15 protein-coding genes and 1 riboswitch are annotated in these 19179 nt (G+C 74.8%); of the genes, 12 read left to right on the top strand and 3 right to left on the bottom strand.

Features of this window, described 5'->3' with window-relative positions; translation table 11 throughout:
* Window positions 1-32: 32 nt before the first annotated feature.
* From EQG70_RS12180 to EQG70_RS12160, 5 genes are all read left to right on the top strand, one after another.
* Window positions 33-1415 (top strand): 3-oxoacyl-ACP reductase, encoded by a 1383-nt coding sequence (locus EQG70_RS12180; RefSeq protein WP_017833837.1) that lies wholly within the window; start codon window positions 33-35, stop codon window positions 1413-1415.
* Between the two features lie 2 nt (window positions 1416-1417).
* Entirely contained in the window at window positions 1418-2404 is a 987-nt protein-coding gene (locus EQG70_RS12175; protein ID WP_109268690.1) for a MaoC/PaaZ C-terminal domain-containing protein, read from the top strand.
* Between the two features lie 57 nt (window positions 2405-2461).
* On the top strand, window positions 2462-4756 hold the full coding sequence (gene ligA, locus EQG70_RS12170) for an NAD-dependent DNA ligase LigA (protein WP_109268691.1): 2295 nt from the start codon (window positions 2462-2464) through the stop codon (window positions 4754-4756).
* 2 nt (window positions 4757-4758) lie between these two features.
* The gene (locus EQG70_RS12165) at window positions 4759-5598 is read left to right on the top strand and encodes an inositol monophosphatase family protein (RefSeq protein ID WP_017833834.1); all 840 of its coding nucleotides are present in this window, start codon (window positions 4759-4761) and stop codon (window positions 5596-5598) included.
* 455 nt (window positions 5599-6053) lie between these two features.
* Window positions 6054-6779, top strand: coding sequence for a LysM peptidoglycan-binding domain-containing protein (locus tag EQG70_RS12160; RefSeq protein ID WP_109222367.1), 726 nt, complete (start codon window positions 6054-6056; stop codon window positions 6777-6779).
* A 122-nt stretch (window positions 6780-6901) separates the two neighbouring features.
* Here the strand turns inward: EQG70_RS12160 and EQG70_RS12155 are convergent, their stop codons facing one another.
* Window positions 6902-7468, bottom strand: a complete 567-nt coding sequence (locus tag EQG70_RS12155; protein WP_017833832.1) for a hypothetical protein — start codon at window positions 7466-7468, stop codon at window positions 6902-6904.
* Between the two features lie 138 nt (window positions 7469-7606).
* On the opposite strand from EQG70_RS12155, the gene gatC reads away from it, so the two are divergent.
* The 4 genes from gatC (at window position 7607) to EQG70_RS12135 (ending at window position 12334) form a co-directional block, all read left to right on the top strand.
* Complete coding sequence (gene gatC / locus EQG70_RS12150; RefSeq protein ID WP_017833831.1) at window positions 7607-7903, top strand: Asp-tRNA(Asn)/Glu-tRNA(Gln) amidotransferase subunit GatC; 297 nt, start codon at window positions 7607-7609, stop codon at window positions 7901-7903.
* A gap of 4 nt (window positions 7904-7907) precedes the next feature.
* The gene (gene gatA / locus EQG70_RS12145) at window positions 7908-9554 is read left to right on the top strand and encodes an Asp-tRNA(Asn)/Glu-tRNA(Gln) amidotransferase subunit GatA (protein ID WP_035926412.1); all 1647 of its coding nucleotides are present in this window, start codon (window positions 7908-7910) and stop codon (window positions 9552-9554) included.
* Window positions 9554-11068 carry an Asp-tRNA(Asn)/Glu-tRNA(Gln) amidotransferase subunit GatB gene (gene gatB, locus EQG70_RS12140; protein ID WP_017833829.1) on the top strand — a complete coding sequence of 505 codons (1515 nt, stop codon included), beginning with the start codon at window positions 9554-9556 and terminating at the stop codon, window positions 11066-11068. Before gatA ends, gatB begins: the two co-directional genes overlap by 1 nt.
* Before the next feature lie 153 nt (window positions 11069-11221).
* Window positions 11222-12334 (top strand): NAD(P)/FAD-dependent oxidoreductase, encoded by a 1113-nt coding sequence (locus EQG70_RS12135; RefSeq protein ID WP_109268692.1) that lies wholly within the window; start codon window positions 11222-11224, stop codon window positions 12332-12334.
* Between the two features lie 117 nt (window positions 12335-12451).
* Here the strand turns inward: EQG70_RS12135 and EQG70_RS12130 are convergent, their stop codons facing one another.
* Complete coding sequence (locus EQG70_RS12130) at window positions 12452-14623, bottom strand: S9 family peptidase (RefSeq protein WP_017833827.1); 2172 nt, start codon at window positions 14621-14623, stop codon at window positions 12452-12454.
* Between the two features lie 113 nt (window positions 14624-14736).
* On the opposite strand from EQG70_RS12130, the gene EQG70_RS12125 reads away from it, so the two are divergent.
* Complete coding sequence (locus EQG70_RS12125) at window positions 14737-15516, top strand: CPBP family intramembrane glutamic endopeptidase (protein WP_109268693.1); 780 nt, start codon at window positions 14737-14739, stop codon at window positions 15514-15516.
* A 71-nt stretch (window positions 15517-15587) separates the two neighbouring features.
* Here the strand turns inward: EQG70_RS12125 and EQG70_RS12120 are convergent, their stop codons facing one another.
* A complete protein-coding gene (locus tag EQG70_RS12120; RefSeq protein WP_031283179.1) occupies window positions 15588-16226 on the bottom strand; it encodes a VOC family protein in 639 nt (212 codons plus the stop codon).
* 142 nt (window positions 16227-16368) lie between these two features.
* Window positions 16369-16484: riboswitch (SAM riboswitch) on the top strand.
* Between the two features lie 76 nt (window positions 16485-16560).
* Here EQG70_RS12120 and EQG70_RS12115 point away from each other — a divergent pair.
* On the top strand, window positions 16561-17973 hold the full coding sequence (locus EQG70_RS12115; RefSeq protein WP_232035324.1) for a bifunctional o-acetylhomoserine/o-acetylserine sulfhydrylase: 1413 nt from the start codon (window positions 16561-16563) through the stop codon (window positions 17971-17973).
* Window positions 17970-19154, top strand: coding sequence for a homoserine O-acetyltransferase MetX (gene metX, locus EQG70_RS12110; RefSeq protein WP_109243392.1), 1185 nt, complete (start codon window positions 17970-17972; stop codon window positions 19152-19154). Before EQG70_RS12115 ends, metX begins: the two co-directional genes overlap by 4 nt.
* The last annotated feature ends 25 nt before the right edge of the window (window positions 19155-19179 follow it).

The following is a 19179-nucleotide window of genomic DNA, read 5'->3' as shown; positions in this document are numbered from 1 at the left end:
CCGCCGACCCCCACAGCAAGGACCCCGACCCCATGGCAGACACCTATCTCGACCTCGTCAGCTCCGGCCCCGGCGGCCGGCTCGCCCGGCAGCTCGGCCTGCCCGCCCCCGCCCGGCTGCGCCGCCACCGCGCCGGGGACCCGCTCGTGCCCGGACCCGTCCTCGTGCTGGGGCGGGGGGAGGAGGCCGACCGGATCGCCGCGGCCCTGCTCGGCTGGGACCTCGACGTGCGCCGCCACCCCGACGACGTCCACCGCTTCGGCGCGGTCGTGCTGGCCCTGACCGAGCTCGCCCGGCCCGCCGAGCTGGCCGAGCCCGCGCTCGGCCTGGGCGGGGCGCTCCGCTCGCTCGCCCCCGGCGGCCGGGTGGTCACCGTGTCCCGGCCCGCCCCGGGCATCGGCACGGGCGCGGCCTCGGCCACGCCCGCGGCGGCGGAGCCGCTCGACCCGGCCGTCGCCGCGGCCCGCCAGGCCGTCGTCGGCCTGCTGCGCTCCACCGCCCAGGAGATGCGCGGCGGGGCCACCGCCAACGGCGTCCTGCTCGCCGAGGGCGTCGCCCCCGAGGCCCCCAGCGTGCTGGGCGCCCTGCGGTTCCTGCTCTCCGGGCGCAGCGCCTTCGTCTCCGGGCAGTTCGTGACGGTCGGCGACGACGCCGGGGCCCTGCCCGCGGACTGGGAGGCCCCCCTGCGGGGCAGGGTCGCCGCTGTCACCGGCGCCGCCCGCGGCATCGGCGCACAGATCGCCCGCACGCTCACCGGCGCCGGCGCGCGCGTCGTCGTCGTGGACGTCCCCGCCGCGGGCGAGCCCCTGGCCGCCCTCGCCAACGAGATCCACGCCGTGGCCCTCCAGCTCGACGTCACGGACGAGCACGCCGGCGAGCGGATCCTCGGGCTCGCCCGGGAGCGCTTCGGGCACCTGGACGTGGTGGTGCACAACGCCGGGATCACCCGGGACAAGCTGCTGGCCAACATGGACGAGTCCCGCTGGGCCTCGGTGCTGGCCGTGAACCTCGAGTCGCAGCTGCGGATGAACGACCAGCTCCTGGCGGGGGAGGGCCTCGGCGAGGCGCCGCGGATCGTCTGCCTGGCCTCCACGAGCGGTGTGGCGGGCAACCGCGGCCAGACCAACTACGCCGCCTCGAAGGCCGGGGTGATCGGGATGGTCGCCGCCACCGCGCCCCTGCTGGCCCGGCGCGGCGGCAGCATCAACGCCGTGGCCCCCGGGTTCATCGAGACGGAGATGACCGCCCGGATCCCGGCGGCCCGCCGCCAGGTCGCGCGCCGGCTGAACTCCCTGCAGCAGGGTGGGCTGCCGGAGGACGTGGCCCAAGCCGTGCTGTTCCTCGCCTCGGACGCCGCCGGCGGCGTCAACGGGCAGACGCTGCGCGTGTGCGGCCAGAACCTGGTGGGGGCGTGAGCATGGCCGCCGACCGGCACGAGACCGTGGTCCTGCCCGGCGTCCCCTCGCTGGGCGGGCTCTACGCCCGTGCGGCGGCGGGGGCGGCCGGGGACCTGCTGCCGCGCGCCCTCGCCGACCGGGTGCCGGGCCGGCTGCCCGGCCGGCCGGCCGGGGCGCGCCGCGGCACCGGCGACGCCCCGCTCGAGCTGCCGGCGGTGGCGCACGTCGTCGAGGACGTGGTCGTCGACCCCGCCGGGCACGAGGCGTTCTGCCGCGCGGTCGGGGCGCCGCTGCGCGAGGGCCCCGGCGGCACCGAGGCCTTCTCCGGGCACCTGCACGCCCTGGCGTTCCCCGTGGCCATGAGCGTGCTCACCCGCCCGGACTTCCCGCTGCCGGTCCTCGGCATGGTGCACCTGGCCAACGAGGTCGAGCACCTCCGGGCCGCGGCGGTGGGGGAGCACCTCACGGTCACCGCCACCGCCGAGCGGCTGCGCCCGCACCGCTCCGGCGCGCAGGTGGACGTCGTCGCCCGCCTCGCGCGCCGGGACGGCGAGACCGTCTGGACGGGCCGCTCCACCTACCTCGCCCGGGACGTGCGCGTGCCCGGGGCGGCCGACGACGCCCCGCGCGCGGAGTTCGTGCCGCCGGCGCCGACCGGGCACTGGCGCCTGGCGGCCGGCACGGGGCGGGACTACGCCGCGGTGAGCGGGGACTGGAACCCCATCCACCTCTCCGGCCCGACCGCCCGGGCGCTCGGCATGAAGGGCGCCATCGCCCACGGCATGTACTCCGCCTCGCGCGCCCTCGCCGAGGTGGGCGTGCCGCCCGGGACGCCCTTCCGCTGGACGGTGGAGTTCGCGGCCCCGGTCCTGCTCCCGGGCACGGTCGCGGTCGCGATCACCGACGACGGCCGGGGGCCCGGCTGGCGGGGCTCGCGCTTCGCCGGGTGGGACCCGCGGCGCAGGCGCCCGCACTTCACGGGGACGGTGGCGCGGCTGGACGGCTGACCCGCCGCCGCGGGCCCGGTCGACGGTGGCGTCCGGCGCGTGGGCCACAATGGTCGGGTGAGCCCACAGCAGAGGACAGACGCACGACCCGTCGACGCCACCGGCCAGGACCTCAACCCCGCCCCGCCCAGCGAGGACCTCAAGGAGCAGTACGCGGAGCTCGTGGACCGGGTGCGCGCGGCACGGACCGCCTACTACGTCGAGGACGCGCCCACCATCTCGGACGCGGAGTACGACGAGCTCTACCGGCGGCTCGAGGAGGTCGAGGCGCTGCACCCCGAGCTGGTGGCCAACGACTCGCCCACCCAGGAGGTCGGCGGCGAGGTCTCCGCGGCGTTCACGCCCGTGACGCACCTCGCGCGGATGTACTCCCTCGAGGACGTCTTCTCGATCGACGAGCTCACGGCCTGGCTGGCGAAGGCCTCCGCCTCCATCGAGGCGCTGCCGGACGCCCCGGAGTCCGCGTGGCTCACCGAGCTGAAGATCGACGGGCTGGCCGTGAACCTGCTCTACCGGAACGGCGAGCTCGTGCGGGCCGCGACCCGGGGGGACGGCACCACGGGCGAGGACGTCACGCACAACGTGCGCACCATCGCCACCATCCCCACCGTGCTCACGGGGGAGGACGTGCCCGAGGAGGTCGAGATCCGCGGCGAGGTGTTCATCTCCTCCCGCGACTTCCGCGCCCTCAACGACGCCATCGTGGCCGAGGGCCGGGCGCCCTTCGCCAACCCCCGCAACGCCGCGGCGGGCTCGCTGCGGCAGAAGGACCCGGCGGTCACGGCCCGGCGCCGGCTGTCCATGTACGTGCACGGGGTGGGCGCCGCCACGGGCCTGCACGCCGACACCCAGTCCCAGGTCTACGAGCTGCTCGAGCGGTGGGGCCTGCCCGTCAGCCCGTACTACCGCGTGCTGCCCTCCACGGAGGACGTCCTCGCGTTCATCGAGGAGTACGGCCGCCGCCGCCACGACCTCATCCACGAGATCGACGGCATCGTGGTCAAGGTCGACGACCGCCGCACCCAGTTCCGGCTCGGGCACACCTCCCGGGTGCCCCGCTGGTCCGTGGCCTACAAGTACCCGCCCGAGGAGGTGCACACCCGGCTCAAGGACATCCTGGTCAACGTGGGCCGCACCGGGCGGGTCACCCCGTTCGGGCTCATGGAGCCGGTGCGGGTCGCCGGGTCCACCGTGGAGATGGCCACCCTGCACAACCAGGACGTGGTGAAGGCCAAGGGCGTGCTCATCGGGGACACCGTGGTGCTGCGCAAGGCGGGCGACGTGATCCCCGAGATCGTGGGGCCCGTGGTGGCGCTGCGGGACGGCACGGAGCGCGAGTTCGTGATGCCCACCCACTGCCCGTCCTGCGGCACGGAGCTGCGCCCGGCCAAGGAGGGCGACGTCGACATCCGCTGCCCCAACGCCCGCAGCTGCCCGTCCCAGCTGCGGGAGCGGGTCTTCCACGCCGCCGGCCGCGGCGCGTTCGACATCGAGGCCCTCGGCTACGAGGCCGCCCTCGCCCTGACCCGGCCCGACGAGCCGGAGACCCCGCCGCTGACCAGCGAGGCGCACCTGTTCGACCTCACCCCCGAGGACCTGCGCGAGGTGCGGATCCGGCGGGAGAAGAAGTCGCGCGGCACGCCCACGGGCGAGACCGAGCTCGTGCCCTACTTCTGGACGAAGGGCACGGCCAAGAAGCCCTCCGAGCCCACCGCCACCACCCGCAAGCTGTTCGAGGAGCTCGAGAAGGCCAAGGCGCAGCCGCTGTGGCGCGTGCTCGTGGCCCTGTCCGTCCGGCACGTCGGCCCGACCGCGGCCCGCTCCCTGGCCACGGCCTTCGGCTCGTTGCCGGCCATCCGCGACGCCGACGAGGAGACCCTGGCCCAGGCCGACGGAGTGGGGCCCGTGATCGCCGCGGCCCTCACCGAGTGGTTCGCCGAGCCGTGGCGCCGGCAGATCGTGGAGCGCTGGGCGGCCGCGGGCGTGCGCATGGAGGACGAGGTGGACGAGTCCGTGCCGCGGACCCTCGAGGGCACCACCGTGGTGATCACCGGCACCCTCGAGCGCTTCAGCCGCGACTCCGCGAAGGAGGCGGTGCTGGTGCGCGGCGGCAAGGCCTCCGGCTCCGTGTCGAAGAAGACGCACTTCCTGGTGGCGGGCGAGAACGCCGGCACCAAGCTGGACAAGGCCGAGCAGCTGGGGGTGACCGTGCTCGACGAGGCCGGGTTCGAGCGGCTCCTCGCCGAGGGGCCGGACGCGCTCGCCGGCGCGGCCGGGAGCACCTCCGAGGACGCCCCGGCCGGCACGGAGAACGGCACGGAGAACGGTACGGACGACGAGGACGGGGCCTGAGCATGGGACGCCACGACGACGCGCTGGAGGGCCTCGGCCCGACCGGCGCCCACCTGGAGGAGCTGCTGGAGCTGGCCCTGGCGGCCGCCGAGTCCGGGGCGGAGGTCCTGCGGGGCCGCGACGCCGGCCGGCTGGGCGTCACCGGCAAGTCGGGGGAGGGGGACTGGGTCACCCGCTTCGACGTCGCCGCCGAGCAGGCCGTGCTGCGCACCATCCTGGACCGCCGCCCGCACGACACCGTCACCGGCGAGGAGTCGGGCACGCACCGCCCGGAGCACCCCTCCGGGATCCGCTGGTCGGTGGACCCGCTCGACGGCACCACCAACTTCATCCGCGGCATCGTCTACTACTGCACGTCCGTGGCCGCCGCCGACGCCCAGGGCAACTGGCTCGTGGGCGCCGTCAACGCCCCCGCCCTGCGCCGCACCTACTTCGCCGTGCGCGGGGCCGGCGCGTGGGTGGAGGAGGACGGCGCGTCCCGCCGGCTCGAGGGTCCCGTGCCGGACAGGGCGGGCCGGCTCTACGGCACCGGCTTCTCCTTCGACGCCGACCGGCGCGAGCGCCAGTTCCCCGCCTTCGCCGCCACCATGCGGCAGTACACGGACATGCGGCGCCTGGGCTCGGCGGCCCTGGACCTGTGCATGGTCGCGGACGGCGCGCTCGACGGGTACGGCGAGCAGGGTCTGCACGAGCACGACTGGGCCGCCGGCGCGCTCATCGCCGAGGAGGCCGGCGCCCTCGTGACCCGGCCGGAGCTGCCCTCCCCGGCGGCGGGCGAAGTGCCGGCCGCCGACCGCCTCGCGGCCTGGATCACCGCACGCGAGCGCGGCATTCCGGGCTGAGTGCGGGCCGGGGCCCGGCCCGCTGAACGTGTGATATGGCTCTCGTCACTTGACCGAGACCAAAACGTTGCCATAGCGTGACCTTCGAAGCGTTCTTCCCGAGGGCATTCCCTCCGCTTCCCGGAGTGCGAACTCCTGCGCCGGCGTCCTTCACGGGCCGGCACCCCTGCAGACCGCGAACGTGTGATACCTCACGACGGGCCGAAAGGGGTAGCGCAACGAAAATCGTTACGCTATCGTGATAATCAGCTTCCCCGAGGATTCCTCCGGGGATCCGGTGTGCCTGGAGTCCGACTCCCGGCGCGCCACCACACCATGCTGGGTGCTGCCGTAACACCGCACGTCGTCTGAAGGGCAGACACCTGTAAGCACTTACCCACCAACACCTTGACGGGTAGACGACGGCGCGAAGACATCCGGGGACGGAAACGAGCGCAGGTGGCCCAGGGAGCATCATGACCAACGCTTTCGCTGTTCGTCGCAACGTCCGTCGCGGTGCCGCCGCTCTGATCCTCGGCGGGACCGCCGTGGGCGCCATGGCCCTCCCGGCCAACGCCGCTCCGGCCTCCACCTGGGACGCCCTCGCCGAGTGCGAGTCCGGTGGCAACTGGGGCACCTCCACCGGCAACGGCTTCTCCGGCGGCCTGCAGTTCACCCCCTCCACCTGGGCCGCCTTCGGTGGCCAGGGCGCCCCGCAGGACGCCTCCCGTGAGCAGCAGATCGCCGTGGCCGAGAACGTTCTCGACGGCCAGGGCTGGGGCGCGTGGCCCGCCTGCTCCGCGAAGCTGGGCCTGTCCGGCTCCGCCGCTCCCTCCGCCAACCCGATGGGCTCCGCATCCGTGACCCCGCAGTCCGTCGAGGCCCCGGCCCCGATCGAGGCTCCGGCCCCCGCCCCGGTCGCCGCCCCGGTCGCCGCCCCCGAGCCCGGCCCCGTGGCCGCTCCCGTCGAGGCCCCGGCCGCCGTCCAGGCCCCGGTCGTCGAGTACGTGGCTCCCGCCGCCGCCGTGGCCCCGGCCTCGGTCTCCGCCGAGACCTACACCGTGGTCGCCGGCGACACCCTCGGTTCCATCGCCGACAAGCTCGGCATCGAGAACTGGGAGGACCTGTACGCCGCGAACGAGGGCACCATCGCCGACCCGAACCTGATCTTCCCCGGCCAGGTGCTGAACATCCCCGCCTGATCCCCACCGGACAGGCACCGCGCGGCCGCGCCGCGCGAGAGCATGCGAGAGGGCCCCTCTGATCGGAGGGGCCCTCTCGCATGCTCGGCGGGCACCGGCACGGCGCCGACCGTGCGCTCAGCTCACGGCGTGCGCTCGGGCCGGCTCCACAGCCACGGCTCGGCGGGCTCGGCCCCGGCGTCGCCGAAGCTCACGGAGCGCTCCGCGCCCTTGACCCGGTACGGCTGGATCACCGTCAGGGACTCGCCCTCCCGGTGCTGGGTCTCCACGGCCACGGCCGTCTGCCCGGAGCGGTCCGGCAGGGTTACGGGGAAGGCGACCGCGGCGCAGAGGAGGTCGTCCCGCAGCTCCACCGCCCGCGCCCGCAGGGCGTCCAGGGCGGCCTCGGGGCTCAGCTCCTCCGCGTCCTCGGCCGGCAGGCTGTCGAGCTCGTACTCGCCGTCCTTGCGCGCGGTGACGAGGAAGGGGGGAAACGCCCCGTGCTGCCCCAGCTGCTGCTCGGCCACGGCCTGGACGTGGGCCATGACCGTGTCGATCGTCGCGGCGGCGTCCTTGCTGACCCGCTGGCGCCACGCGTTGGCGGCGTCCGTCGCGGAGGTCGCGCGCGCGGCCTTCCCGGAGCGGGCGCCGGGGCGCCCGCTCTTGGCGCCTCGGTCCTTCTTCGTGCGGGCGGGGGTGCTCTTGGCCATGTCCGGGTGCTCCTGTGCGGTGGTCGGTGCGTCCCTCCAGGGTATGCCCCTGCGGGGCCCCCTCCGGCCGGGAAGGAGGGGAGTGCCGCGCGGCTAGACTGGACCGGAAACCACCCCCGATCACGAGCAGGAGTGCGCATGTCTGCGATCACCCGCGAGCAGGTCGCCCACCTGGCGAAGCTCGCGCACATCGAGATGACCGAGGAGGAGCTGCGGTCCATGGCGAAGGAGCTCGACCTCGTCGTCGACTCCGTCGCGTCCGTCAGCGAGGCCGCCGGCCCGGACGTCCCGGCCACGAGCCACCCCATCCCGCTGCAGAACGTCTTCCGCGAGGACGTCGTGGGCGAGACCCTCACCGCCGAGGAGTCGCTGCTCAACGCACCGGACGCCGCCGAGGGCAAGTTCAAGGTGCCCGCGATCCTGGACGAGGAGTAGCCGCATGAGCAGCACCGGAACGCCCCAGGGACCCGTCGGTCTCTCCGCCGCCGAGCTCGCCCGCCGGCTCGCCGCCGGCGAGATCACCTCCGTCGACGCCGTCCAGGCCCACCTGGACCGCATCCGGGAGACCGACGGCGAGCCCGTCGACCCCGCCGACCGCAGCCGCGGCCGGACCGGGCTCAACGCCTTCCTGCACGTCAACACCGAGGAAGCCCTGTCCGTGGCCGCCGAGGTGGACGCCGCCCGCGCCCGCGGTGAGGAGCTGCCCGAGCTCGCCGGCGTGCCGATCGCGGTCAAGGACCTCATCGTCACCAAGGGGCAGCCCACCACCGCGGCGTCCCGCATGCTCGAGGGCTGGATGAGCCCCTACGACGCCACCGTGACCCGGCGGCTGCGCGCCGCCCGGATGCCGCTGCTGGGCAAGACGAACCTCGACGAGTTCGCGATGGGCTCCTCCAACGAGCACTCCGCCTTCGGCGACACCGCCAACCCGTGGGACCTGTCCCGCATCCCCGGCGGGTCCGGCGGCGGGTCCGCCGCCGCCGTGACCGCGTTCCAGGCGCCGCTGGCCCTGGGCACGGACACCGGCGGGTCCATCCGCCAGCCCGCGGCCCTGACCGGTTCGGTGGGCGTCAAGCCGACCTACGGCGGGGTCTCGCGCTACGGCGTGATCGCCATGGCCTCCTCGCTGGACCAGGTGGGCCCCGTGGCGCGCACGGTGCTCGACGCCGCGCTGCTGCACGAGGTGATCGGCGGGCACGACCCGCAGGACTCCACGTCCCTGCCCGACCCGGTCGGCGACCTCGCCGCCCAGGCCCGGGCCGGCGCCGCCGAGGGCGGGCTGGCGGGCCTGCGCGTGGGCGTGGTCAAGGAGCTCACGGGCGAGGGCTTCCAGCCCGGCGTCCAGCAGCGCTTCGAGGAGGCCGTGGAGCTGCTGCGCTCCGCGGGCGCCGAGGTCGTGGAGGTCTCCACCCCGAACTTCAAGTACGCCCTGGGGGCCTACTACCTCATCATGTCCTCCGAGGTCTCCTCGAACCTCGCCAAGTACGACGGCGTGCGCTTCGGCCACCGCGTGCTGCCCGAGGACGGGCCCCTGACCATCGAGCGCGTGATGGGCTCCACCCGCGCCGCCGGCTTCGGGGCCGAGGTCAAGCGCCGCATCATCCTGGGCACCTACGCGCTGTCCGCGGGCTACTACGACGCCTACTACGGCTCGGCGCAGAAGGTCCGCACCCTCGTGCAGCGCGACTTCGCGGCCGCGTTCGAGCAGGTGGACGTGCTGGTCTCCCCGACGTCCCCGACCACCGCGTTCGAGCGGGGCGCCGTGGACGAGTCCGCCGACCCCATGCAGATGTACCTCAACGACATCGCCACCATCCCCACCAACCTGGCCGGGGTCCCCGCGATCTCCGTCCCCGGCGGCCTCGCCCCCGAGGACGGGCTGCCCGTGGGCATCCAGTTCATGGCCCCCGCACGCCAGGACGCCCGGCTCTACCGCGCCGGCGCCGGCCTGGAGGCCCTGCTCGAGCAGCGCTGGGGCGGACCGCTCTGGCAGCGGCTGCCGGACACCGCCGCCCTGGTCCGGGACCTGGCCGGCGGCCCCGCCGCGTCCGATCTGTCCGCACCCGTCCGGGGAGGAGCCCGCTGATGAACCGGAGCACCGAAGAGGTCCTGTCCTTCGACGAGGCCATGGAGAAGTACGACCCCGTGCTGGGCTTCGAGGTCCACGTGGAGCTCAACACCCGGACCAAGATGTTCGACGCCGCCCCCAACGTCTTCGGGGACGAGCCGAACACCAACGTCACCCCCGTCTCGCTCGGCCTGCCCGGGGTGCTCCCCGTGGTGAACCGGGTGGCCGTGGAGTCCGCGATCAAGCTCGGGCTCGCCCTGGGCTGCGAGATCCGCCCGGTCTCCCACTTCGCCCGGAAGAACTACTTCTACCCGGACACCCCCAAGAACTTCCAGACCTCCCAGTACGACGAGCCGATCGCCGAGAACGGCTCCGTCGACGTGGAGCTGGAGGACGGGACCGTGTTCACGGTCGAGATCGAGCGCGCCCACATGGAGGAGGACGCCGGGAAGCTCACGCACATGGGCGGCGCCGCCGGGCGCATCCAGGGCGCGGACTTCTCCCTGGTCGACTACAACCGCGCCGGCGTCCCGCTCATCGAGATCGTGACGAAGCCCATCGTGGGCGCCGGCACCCGCGCGCCCGAGCTGGCCCGCGTGTACGTGGCCCTGATCCGGGAGATCGTGAAGAACCTCGGGATCTCGGACGCGAAGATGGAGCGCGGCAACGTCCGCTGCGACGCCAACGTGTCCCTCATGCCCAAGGGCAGCGCCACGTTCGGCACCCGCTCCGAGACGAAGAACGTGAACTCGCTGCGCGCCGTGGAGCGTGCCGTGCGCTTCGAGATCCAGCGCCACGCGGCGGTCCTCGACTCCGGCGGCACGATCGTGCAGGAGACCCGGCACTGGCACGAGGACACCCGCTCCACCACGAGCGGGCGCCCCAAGTCGGACGCCGACGACTACCGCTACTTCCCGGAGCCCGACCTCGTGCCGGTCGTCACCGACCACGAGTGGATCGAGCGGCTGCGGGCCGAGCTGCCCGAGCCCCCGGCCGAGCGCCGGAAGCGGCTCAAGACCGACTGGGGCTTCTCCGACGAGGAGTTCCGGGACGTCGTCAACGCGGGGGTCCTCGACGAGATCGAGCAGACCGTGTCCGCCGGCGCCGCCCCGGCCGCGGCCCGCAAGTGGTGGATGGGCGAGATCGCCCGCCTGGCCAACCAGCGGGAGGTGGAGATCGCCGAGCTCGGCGTCACCCCGCAGCACGTCGTCGAGCTCAACGGGCTCATCGACGCCGGGAAGATCAACGACAAGCTCGCCAAGAAGGTCCTCGCCCACGTCCTGGAGGGCGAGGGCTCGCCCGCGGAGGTCGTGGAGCGGCGCGGCCTGGCCGTGGTCTCCGACGACTCCGTGCTGACCGCGGCGATCGACGACGCCATGGCGCAGATGCCCGACGTCGTGGCGAAGGTGCAGGCCGGCAAGGTCCAGGCCGTCGGCGCCCTCATCGGCCCCGTCATGAAGGCCACCCGCGGCCAGGCCGACGCGGGCCGGGTGCGGGAGCTGATCCTGGAGAAGCTCGGCGTGCAGGGCTGACCGCCGCCCGCGCCCGCGCAGGACTGCGCGCGCGGAACACCGAGGGGTCGCCTCCTGTGGGAATCCGCAAAGGATTCCGGCAGGACGCGACCCCTCGCTGAGCGGCTGGGCCTGGACGCGACCCGTCGCCGCGCGGCGTGCGAGCATGGGCGCATGGACCCTGCGTGCGACGTGCTCATCATCGGCGGCGGCATCGCCGGACTGTCCCTGGCCTCGGAACTGGCCGAGCGGCGGGGGAGCGGCGCCGGGATCGTGCTCGCGGAGACCGAGCCCGTCCTGGCCCACCACACCTCCGGGCGCTCGGCCGAGCAGCTGATCCCCAGCTACGGCCCGGCCCCCGTCCGGGAGCTGACCGGGGCGACCGTGGCCCGGCTGCTCGACCCGCACCCGGCCCCGCCGCGGCCCCTGGCCTGGCCCAGCCGCATGGTCCTCGTCGGGACCGAGGCCCGGCTGCACGCCGAGGCCGCCCCGGGGACGCAACCGCTGTCCCGCGCGGAGCTCGTGGAGCTGTGCCCCGAGCTGGCCTGCTCCCCGGCGGACGCGGTCGAGGCCGGGCGCCTCGACAGCACCTCCGTGCGCACCGACGCCGCCGCGCTCGTGGCCTGGCACCGCGACCGGGCCGCGGCGGCGGGCGCCCGGCTGCTCACCGGCGCCCCGGTGACCGCGGCGGACCCCGACGGCGCCGGCTGGCGGGTCACGGCCGGCGGGGACCGGATCCGGGCCCGGCAGGTCGTCGTCGCCGCGGGCGCCTGGGCGGACGAGGTGGCGGGCCTGTTCGGCGCGGCCCCGCTGGGCCTGCGCCCGCTGCGGCGCACCGCGGCCCTCGTGCGGCTCGCGAAGCCGCTGGCCCCGGACCACCCCATGGTCGTCGCCGCGGACTCCGGCTGGTACTACCGGCGGGCCGGGGACGGCGCGCTCGTCTCCCCGTCCGAGGCCGTGCCGTGCGAGCCCTGCGACGCGCAGCCGGTGCTCGAGGACGTCGAGGACCTCCTGGGGCGGCTCAACACCGTGACCTCCCTCGGCGCCACGGGGATCGAGCGGGCCTGGACCGGTCTGCGCACCGAGGCCCCGGACGGCGTGCCCGTGTGCGGCGCCGACGCTGACGTCCCGGGGCTCCTGTGGCTGGCCGGCCAGGGCGGCTACGGGTTCCAGACGAGCACGGCCATGGCCCGCGCCGCCGCGGACCTGCTGCTCGACGGGGCCGTGGGTCCGTGGTGCTCCCGGGAGACGGCCGCCGCCCTGGACCCGGGCCGCTTCCGGCGCTGAGCCCCCGGGGGCCGGCGCGGCGGGCGCCGTGCCGTCGACCGCCGTGCCGTCGGGCGCCGTGCCGCTCGGCCGCGGGGGCCGGCGGGGCAGACCGCGCGCGGGACCCGCCGGCCCGGGTCAGGCGCCGGCGAGGCCCATCCGGTCCAGCACCCAGGCGTACTCCCAGGCCGTGTCCTTCCACTGCGAGTACCGCCCCGAGGCGCCGCCGTGGCCCCCGGCCATCTCGCAGCGCAGCAGCACCGGCTCGCCGGAGGTCGAGGCCTCCCGCAGCGCGGCGACCCACTTGGCGGGCTCCACGTAGAGCACCCGGGTGTCGTTGAGGCTCGTGACCGCGAGGACCGGGGGGTAGGGCAGCGGCCGGACGTTCTCGTAGGGGGAGTAGTCGCGCATGTACCCGTAGACGTGCGCGTCCTCGATGGGGTTGCCCCACTCCTCCCACTCGAGGGCTGTGAGCGGCAGGGACGGGTCGAGGATGGAGGTCAGCGGGTCCACGAACGGCACCGCCGCCAGCGCGCCGCAGTACCGCTCCGGGGCGAGGTTGAGCACCGCGCCCACCAGCAGGCCGCCGGCGGAGCCCCCCATCACCAGGATCCGCCGCTCGTCGACGTCCGGCCGGGCGGCGAGGTGCTCGGTGACCGCCACGTAGTCGGTGAACGTGTTCGTCTTGTGCAGCTTCTTGCCGTGCTCGTACCAGGTCCGCCCCAGCTCCCCGCCGCCGCGCACGTGGGCCACGGCCCAGACCACGCCGCGGTCCAGCAGGGACAGCCGGGAGACCGAGAACGCGGGGTCGGTGCTGTGCTCGTAGGAGCCGTAGGCGTACTGCAGCACCGGTGCCGGCACGGAGGGGTCGAGGTCGGCGCGGCGGACCAGGGAGACGGGGATGCGGGTCCCGTCCGCCGCGGTGGCCCAGTCCCGCTCCACCGCGTAGTCGGCGGGGTCGTAGCCGCCGAGCACCGTGGCCTCGCGCCGCAGCAGCGGCTCGGCGGGCAGTGCGCCGTCGTCCCCGGTGGCGCCCGCCACGAAGAGGTCGTAGACGCGCGGGGGCGTCGTGAAGGACGTGTAGGACAGGCGCACCACGGGGGCGTCGTGCTCCGCGGCGGAGACGCTCGCGGTGTAGAGCTCCTCGGCGAAGGCCGGTTCCACGGGGGCGGCCTGGGCGTCCGTGCCCAGCCCGGCGAGCGGGAGCAGCCGGACCCGCAGCGTGGTGTCCGCCCGGACGGAGACCACCAGGTGGGTGGCCGTCACGGCGCAGCCGTTGACGCGGACGGTGTCCGAGGCCGGCACGACGTCGCGCAGGGCCACCTCCGCGACCGGGCGGCCGAGGTCGGCCGGGTCCATGAGGGAGATCCGGGAGTTCGGGGCCTCGTGGTCGTGGGTCAGCAGGATCTGCTCCCGCCCGTCCAGCAGCAGGGGCTCCGCCTCGTAGAGCACCCGGTCGGTGCGGGGCAGCACCACCCGCAGCGGCGCGGCCGGGTCCGCGACCGGCTGGATGAGCTGCTCCGAGAACTCGGAGCACATGGCCTCCACCACGATCCAGCGCCGGTCCGCGGACAGGCCCGCCCCGAGCCACAGGCCGGGGTCGGCCTCCTCGTGGACGACGACGTCCTCGGCCACCGGGGTGCCCAGCTCGTGCCGGCGCAGCTGGTGGGGGCGCCAGGACTCGTCCACCACCGTGTAGTACACGGCGCGCGCGTCCGGGGTGAGGAAGGACCCGTAGAACGTCCCGGGGATCTCGTCGGCGAGCAGCGCCCCCGTGGTGAGGTCCCGGACCCGCAGGGTGAAGCGCTCGTCGCCGGTGACGTCCTCGGCCCAGGCCAGCAGCTCCCCGTCCTCGGAGACGTCGAAGCTGCCCAGGGAGTAGAACTCGTGCTTCGCGGCCTCCGCGTTGGCGTCGAGGAGCACCTGCTCCCCGGCCATGGGGGTGCCGGGCTCGACGACAGGCGGGGTCCAGTCCGCCAGCACGTCGCCGGTGGTCACGGCCGGGACCCGGCAGAACACCTGGTGCGCGCCGCCCTCCACGGTGCGGGCGAAGTACCACCAGGCGCCGCGCCGGCTGGGCACGGACAGGTCGGTCTCCTGGGTGCGGTCCTTGATCTCCCCGAAGATCGTCTCCCGCAGGCCCGTGAGGTGGACGGTGGCGGACTCCGCGTACTCGTTCTCCGCGGTGAGGTGGGCCAGCACCTCGGGGGAGTCCTTGTCCCGCATCCACTCGTACGGGTCGGAGAACACGTGGCCGTGGAAGGCGCGCTCGACGGGCTGCTGGCGGATCTGCGGGGGAAGGACAGTCATGGTCCCCATCCTAGGGAAGACGTCCCGGGTGGGGAGGGGCGGTCCGGGCGGGCCCGGGGGCGCCCGGCGCGGGCTGCACGGGGCGGCCGGCGGGCCGGTGCCAGAATGGCCGCATGAGCACCCATGCCCACCTCGCCCCGCGACCGCCCGCCTTCGGCTCCACCCGCGCCGACCTGTGGGTGCAGGTGCTCCTGGTGCTCGGGGTGTCCCTGGGCGCCTCGGCCCTCTGGGCGGTGCTGTCCCTCGCCGAGCACCTGGCGCGCGGACCGCTCTCCGAGGCGCAGGCCACGATGAACCCGCCGCTGAGCCCGCAGCCCCTCATCGACCTGCTGCGCCAGCTCACCGGGATCGCCCTGGACCTGGTGCCGGTGCTGCTCGCGCTCTACCTGCTCGCCGGCTCCGCCGGGGCGCTGGGCACGGTCCGCCGGCGGATCGGCCTCGACGCCCGGATGCCCCTCCCGGACCTGGGCCTCGGCACCGTGCTCTTCCTGCTCATGGGCCTGGGCACGCTGGCGCTCTACGGCGCCGGCCGGGCCCTGGGCGTCACCGCGGAGGTGACCACGTCCGGGCTCGCCGCGCACTGGTGGACGGTGCCCGTGCTGCTGCTCTCGGCCGTGCGCCACGCCCTGGTCGAGGAGGTCGTGGTGGTCGCGTTCCTGACCGACCGGCTGACCCGCATCGGGTGGAGCTGGCCCGTGGTGCTGGTGGTCACGGCCCTGTTCCGCGGCAGCTACCACCTCTACCAGGGGATCGGGCCCTTCCTCGGCAACGTGGTGATGGGCCTCGTCTTCGCGGAGCTCTACCGGCGCACCGGCCGGGTGATGCCCCTCGTCGTCGCGCACTTCCTGCTGGACGCCGTCGGCTTCCTCGGGGCCGCCCGGCTGCTGGGCTGAGCCCCGCCCCGCGGGGCGCGGCCCAGCCGCCGGGCACCGCGGGTCCGGCCGCGGACCGGACCGGGCCGGCCTCAGATGGTGACGGCGCCGTCCGGGGTGCTGAACGAGACGGAGAGCACCCCGGGGGTGCCGTCCGGATAGCGCCAGTCGACCTCGAGGTCCTCGAGCGCGGTCTCGACGGGGGCGCCCAGCCACTCGGCGACCCGCTCCGGGGCACCGGCGATGGTCATCCCCGCGAGCCCCACGTCCGTGATCCGCGCCTGGGACGGGTGCATCTCCGGGGCGGAGTCGAAGTGGATCATGAACGGCAGCTGCGGATCGGCGATCAGGCCCTTGACGCCGATCTGGTGCCACTCCAGGCACCGGCCGTCCGGGAACACCCGGTGGCCGGGCACGGAGCGGCGCCCCAGGCGCTGCTCGAAGGGGGCGAGGTCCTCGACCTCCACGACCCAGCCCAGCCAGCCGCCGCCGGCCGCGGACCGGGCCCGCACGGCCTGCCCGAAGGGGGCCTTCTCCGCCGCCGGGTGCTGGAGGACCTCGACGACCTCCACGTACTGGTGGTTCGTGAGCGGCAGGATCATGTTGCGGGTGCCGAAACGGGGGTGCACCCCGCCCTTGACCGGTTCGATCCCGAGCTGGTCGGCGATGCGCTCGGTGGTGGCCTCCAGGCCCTCCGGGCGGCAGGCGTAGGACACGTGGTCGACTCTCATGGGCACATCGTGGCACCCTGTGAGTTTCGTCTCCAAATCGGTCCGCGACGCGCCGGGCACCGTGCGGGCGGCACCCCGGCCGGGGCGTCACGCCCGACCCCGGCTTGACGCCGTGCGGGCCTGATCCGGAGAATGCTGTCCAGGTCATGAGCGCCAGCGTCCAAGCCCCAGCTAGCTGGCCGGCAACCCTCCACCGCGGTGGGGTGCCCTGGGTGAAGACCAGGCTCCTCGCGTCCGGCGAGCGAGCAAGCGCGGGTCCCCGGCGCCCGGCCGTTCCCGGCCGCACCGCCTCGGCCGGGACGGGACCCCTGAGATCCACAAGGAGTCCCACGGCATGTCCGATCTCCCCGCCTCCAGCACCGACGCCTCCGCCGCCCGCACCGACGTGGCCGCGGCCGAGCGCCCCACCCCCGAGAACCCCGGGGGCTGGGCCTTCGAGACCCGGCAGATCCACGCGGGGCAGAGCCCCGACCCGGTCACCGGCTCGCGCGCCCTGCCGATCCACCAGACCACGTCCTTCGTCTTCCCCGACGCCCAGACCGCCGCCGACCGCTTCGCGCTCGCCGAGCTCGGCCCGATCTACACGCGGATCGGCAACCCGACCACGGAGGTCGTGGAGAACCGGATCGCCGCCCTGGAGGGCGGCGTGGGCGCCCTCATGCTCAGCGCGGGGCAGTCGGCGACGACGTTCGCCGTGCTCAACGTCGCCGGCGCGGGAGACCACCTCGTGGCCAGCCCCAGCCTGTACGGCGGGACCTACAACCTCTTCAAGTTCACGCTGCCCAAGCTCGGCATCGAGACCACCTTCGTCTCCGACCCCGACGATCCCGAGGCGTGGCGGCGGGCGGTCCGGCCGAACACGAAGGCCTTCTTCGCCGAGACGATCCCGAACCCGCGCAACGACGTCCTCGACATCGAGACGGTCTCCGGGATCGCCCACGACCACGAGGTCCCGCTCATCGTGGACAACACCGTGGCGACCCCCTACCTCGTCCAGCCCCTGCGCTGGGGCGCGGACGTCGTGGTGCACTCGGCCACCAAGTTCCTCGGCGGGCACGGCACGGCCATCGGCGGCGTGATCGTGGACTCCGGGGCCTTCGACTACGGCCGCTACCCGGACCGCTTCCCCGGCTTCAACCAGCCGGACGAGTCCTACGGCGGCCTCGTCTACGCCGAGGCCCTGGGCGCGGAGGGGCCCTTCGGCGTCAACCTGTCCTACATCCTCAAGGCCAGGGTGCAGCTGCTGCGCGACCTCGGCTCGGCGATCTCCCCGTTCAACGCGTTCCTCATCGAGCAGGGCATCGAGACGCTGTCCCTGCGGATGGAGCGGCACGTGGCCAACGCCGGGACGGTGGCCCGCTGGCTCGAGGCCCGCGAGGACGTGCGCTCGGTGTCCTGGGCCGGGCTGGAGTCCTCCCCGTGGCACGAGCGGGCGCAGAAGTACGCGCCCCGGGGCGCCGGGTCGATCCTGGGCTTCGTCCTCGACGGCGGCCGGGAGGCCGGGGCCGCCTTCGTGGACGCCCTGACCCTGCACTCGAACGTCGCCAACATCGGCGACGTGCGCTCCCTCGTGATCCACCCCGCGTCCACCACGCACAGCCAGCTCCTGCCCGAGGAGCAGCTGGCCGCCGGCGTGGAGCCCGGCTTCGTGCGCCTGTCCGTGGGCCTGGAGCACATCGACGACATCCTGGCGGACCTGGAGCAGGGCTTCGCCGCGGCCGCGGCCGCGCAGGGAGGACAGGAGTGACCGTGACGGTCGTGAGGGGCTCCGGCGCCGGGACCGCCGTCCGCGAGGACGGCGTGCCGCGGGTCGCCGGGATCGGCGAGCTCGAGCTCGAGTCGGGCTTCCGGCTGCCCGACGTCCGGATCGCCTACGAGACGTGGGGGACGCTCGCCCCGGACGCCTCCAACGCGGTGCTCGTCGAGCACGCCCTCACCGGGGACACCCACGTGGCGGCCGGCCGGGCCCGCCCCGGCGCCCCCGAGGCCGAGCGGCGCGCCGCCGAGAGCGGCGGCTGGTGGGAGGGCCTGATCGGCCCCGGCGCCGCCATCGACACGGACCGGTGGTTCGTGGTCTGCACCAACATCGTGGGCGGCTGCTACGGGTCCACGGGCCCGGCGACTCCCACGCCGCCGAGCGTGGACCCCGAGGGCCGCCCCTGGGGCTCCCGCTTCCCGCTCATCACCGTCCGGGACTCCGTGCACGCCGAGGCGGCGCTGGCCGACGCCCTCGGCATCGACGCCTGGCGCCTGGTCATCGGCGGCTCCATGGGCGGGGCCCGCGCCTTGGAGTGGGCCGTGACCTACCCGGACCGCGTCCGGGCGTGCGCGGTGGTCGCCGCGTGCGCCCAGTCCAGCGCCGAGCAGCTCGCGTGGGGCCAGGCGCAGAACCTCGCGATCCGCCAGGACCCGCACTTCCGCGGCGGGGACTACTACGACGGCCCGCTGCCCGTCACGGGCCTGGGACTGGCCCGGCGGATCGCCCACATCACCTACCGCTCGGCCGACGAGCTGCACCACCGGTTCGGGCGCTCGCCGCAGGCCGAGGAGCAGGTCATCGACACGCACGCCGGCGGGCGGGGGCGCTACCAGGTGGAGAGCTACCTCGACCACCAGGCGTCCAAGCTGGCGGGCCGCTTCGACGCCAACAGCTACCTCGCCGTCAACGAGACGCTCATGTCCCACGACGTCGCCCGGGGCCGCGGCACGCTCGAGGAGGCGCTGTCCGTGACCTCGTGCGAGTGGCTCGTGGCGGCGGTGGACTCCGACCGGCTCTACCTGCCCCGCGAGTCCGACGTCCTGGCCGCCGCGCTGCCCGGGGACGTCCGGCGGCACACCCTGACCTCGCCCTCGGGCCACGACGGCTTCCTCATCGAGGCTCCCCAGCTCGGCAAGCTGCTCGTGGAGACCGTGCTGCCCGAGCGCTGAGCCGGGACGGGGGTCCTCAGCCGTT

This window comes from Kocuria rosea, from assembly GCF_006094695.1.
GTDB lineage: Bacteria > Actinomycetota > Actinomycetes > Actinomycetales > Micrococcaceae > Kocuria > Kocuria rosea.
Note: the sequence above shows the minus strand (reverse complement) of the source record. Positions and strands in the feature narration are given on the sequence as shown.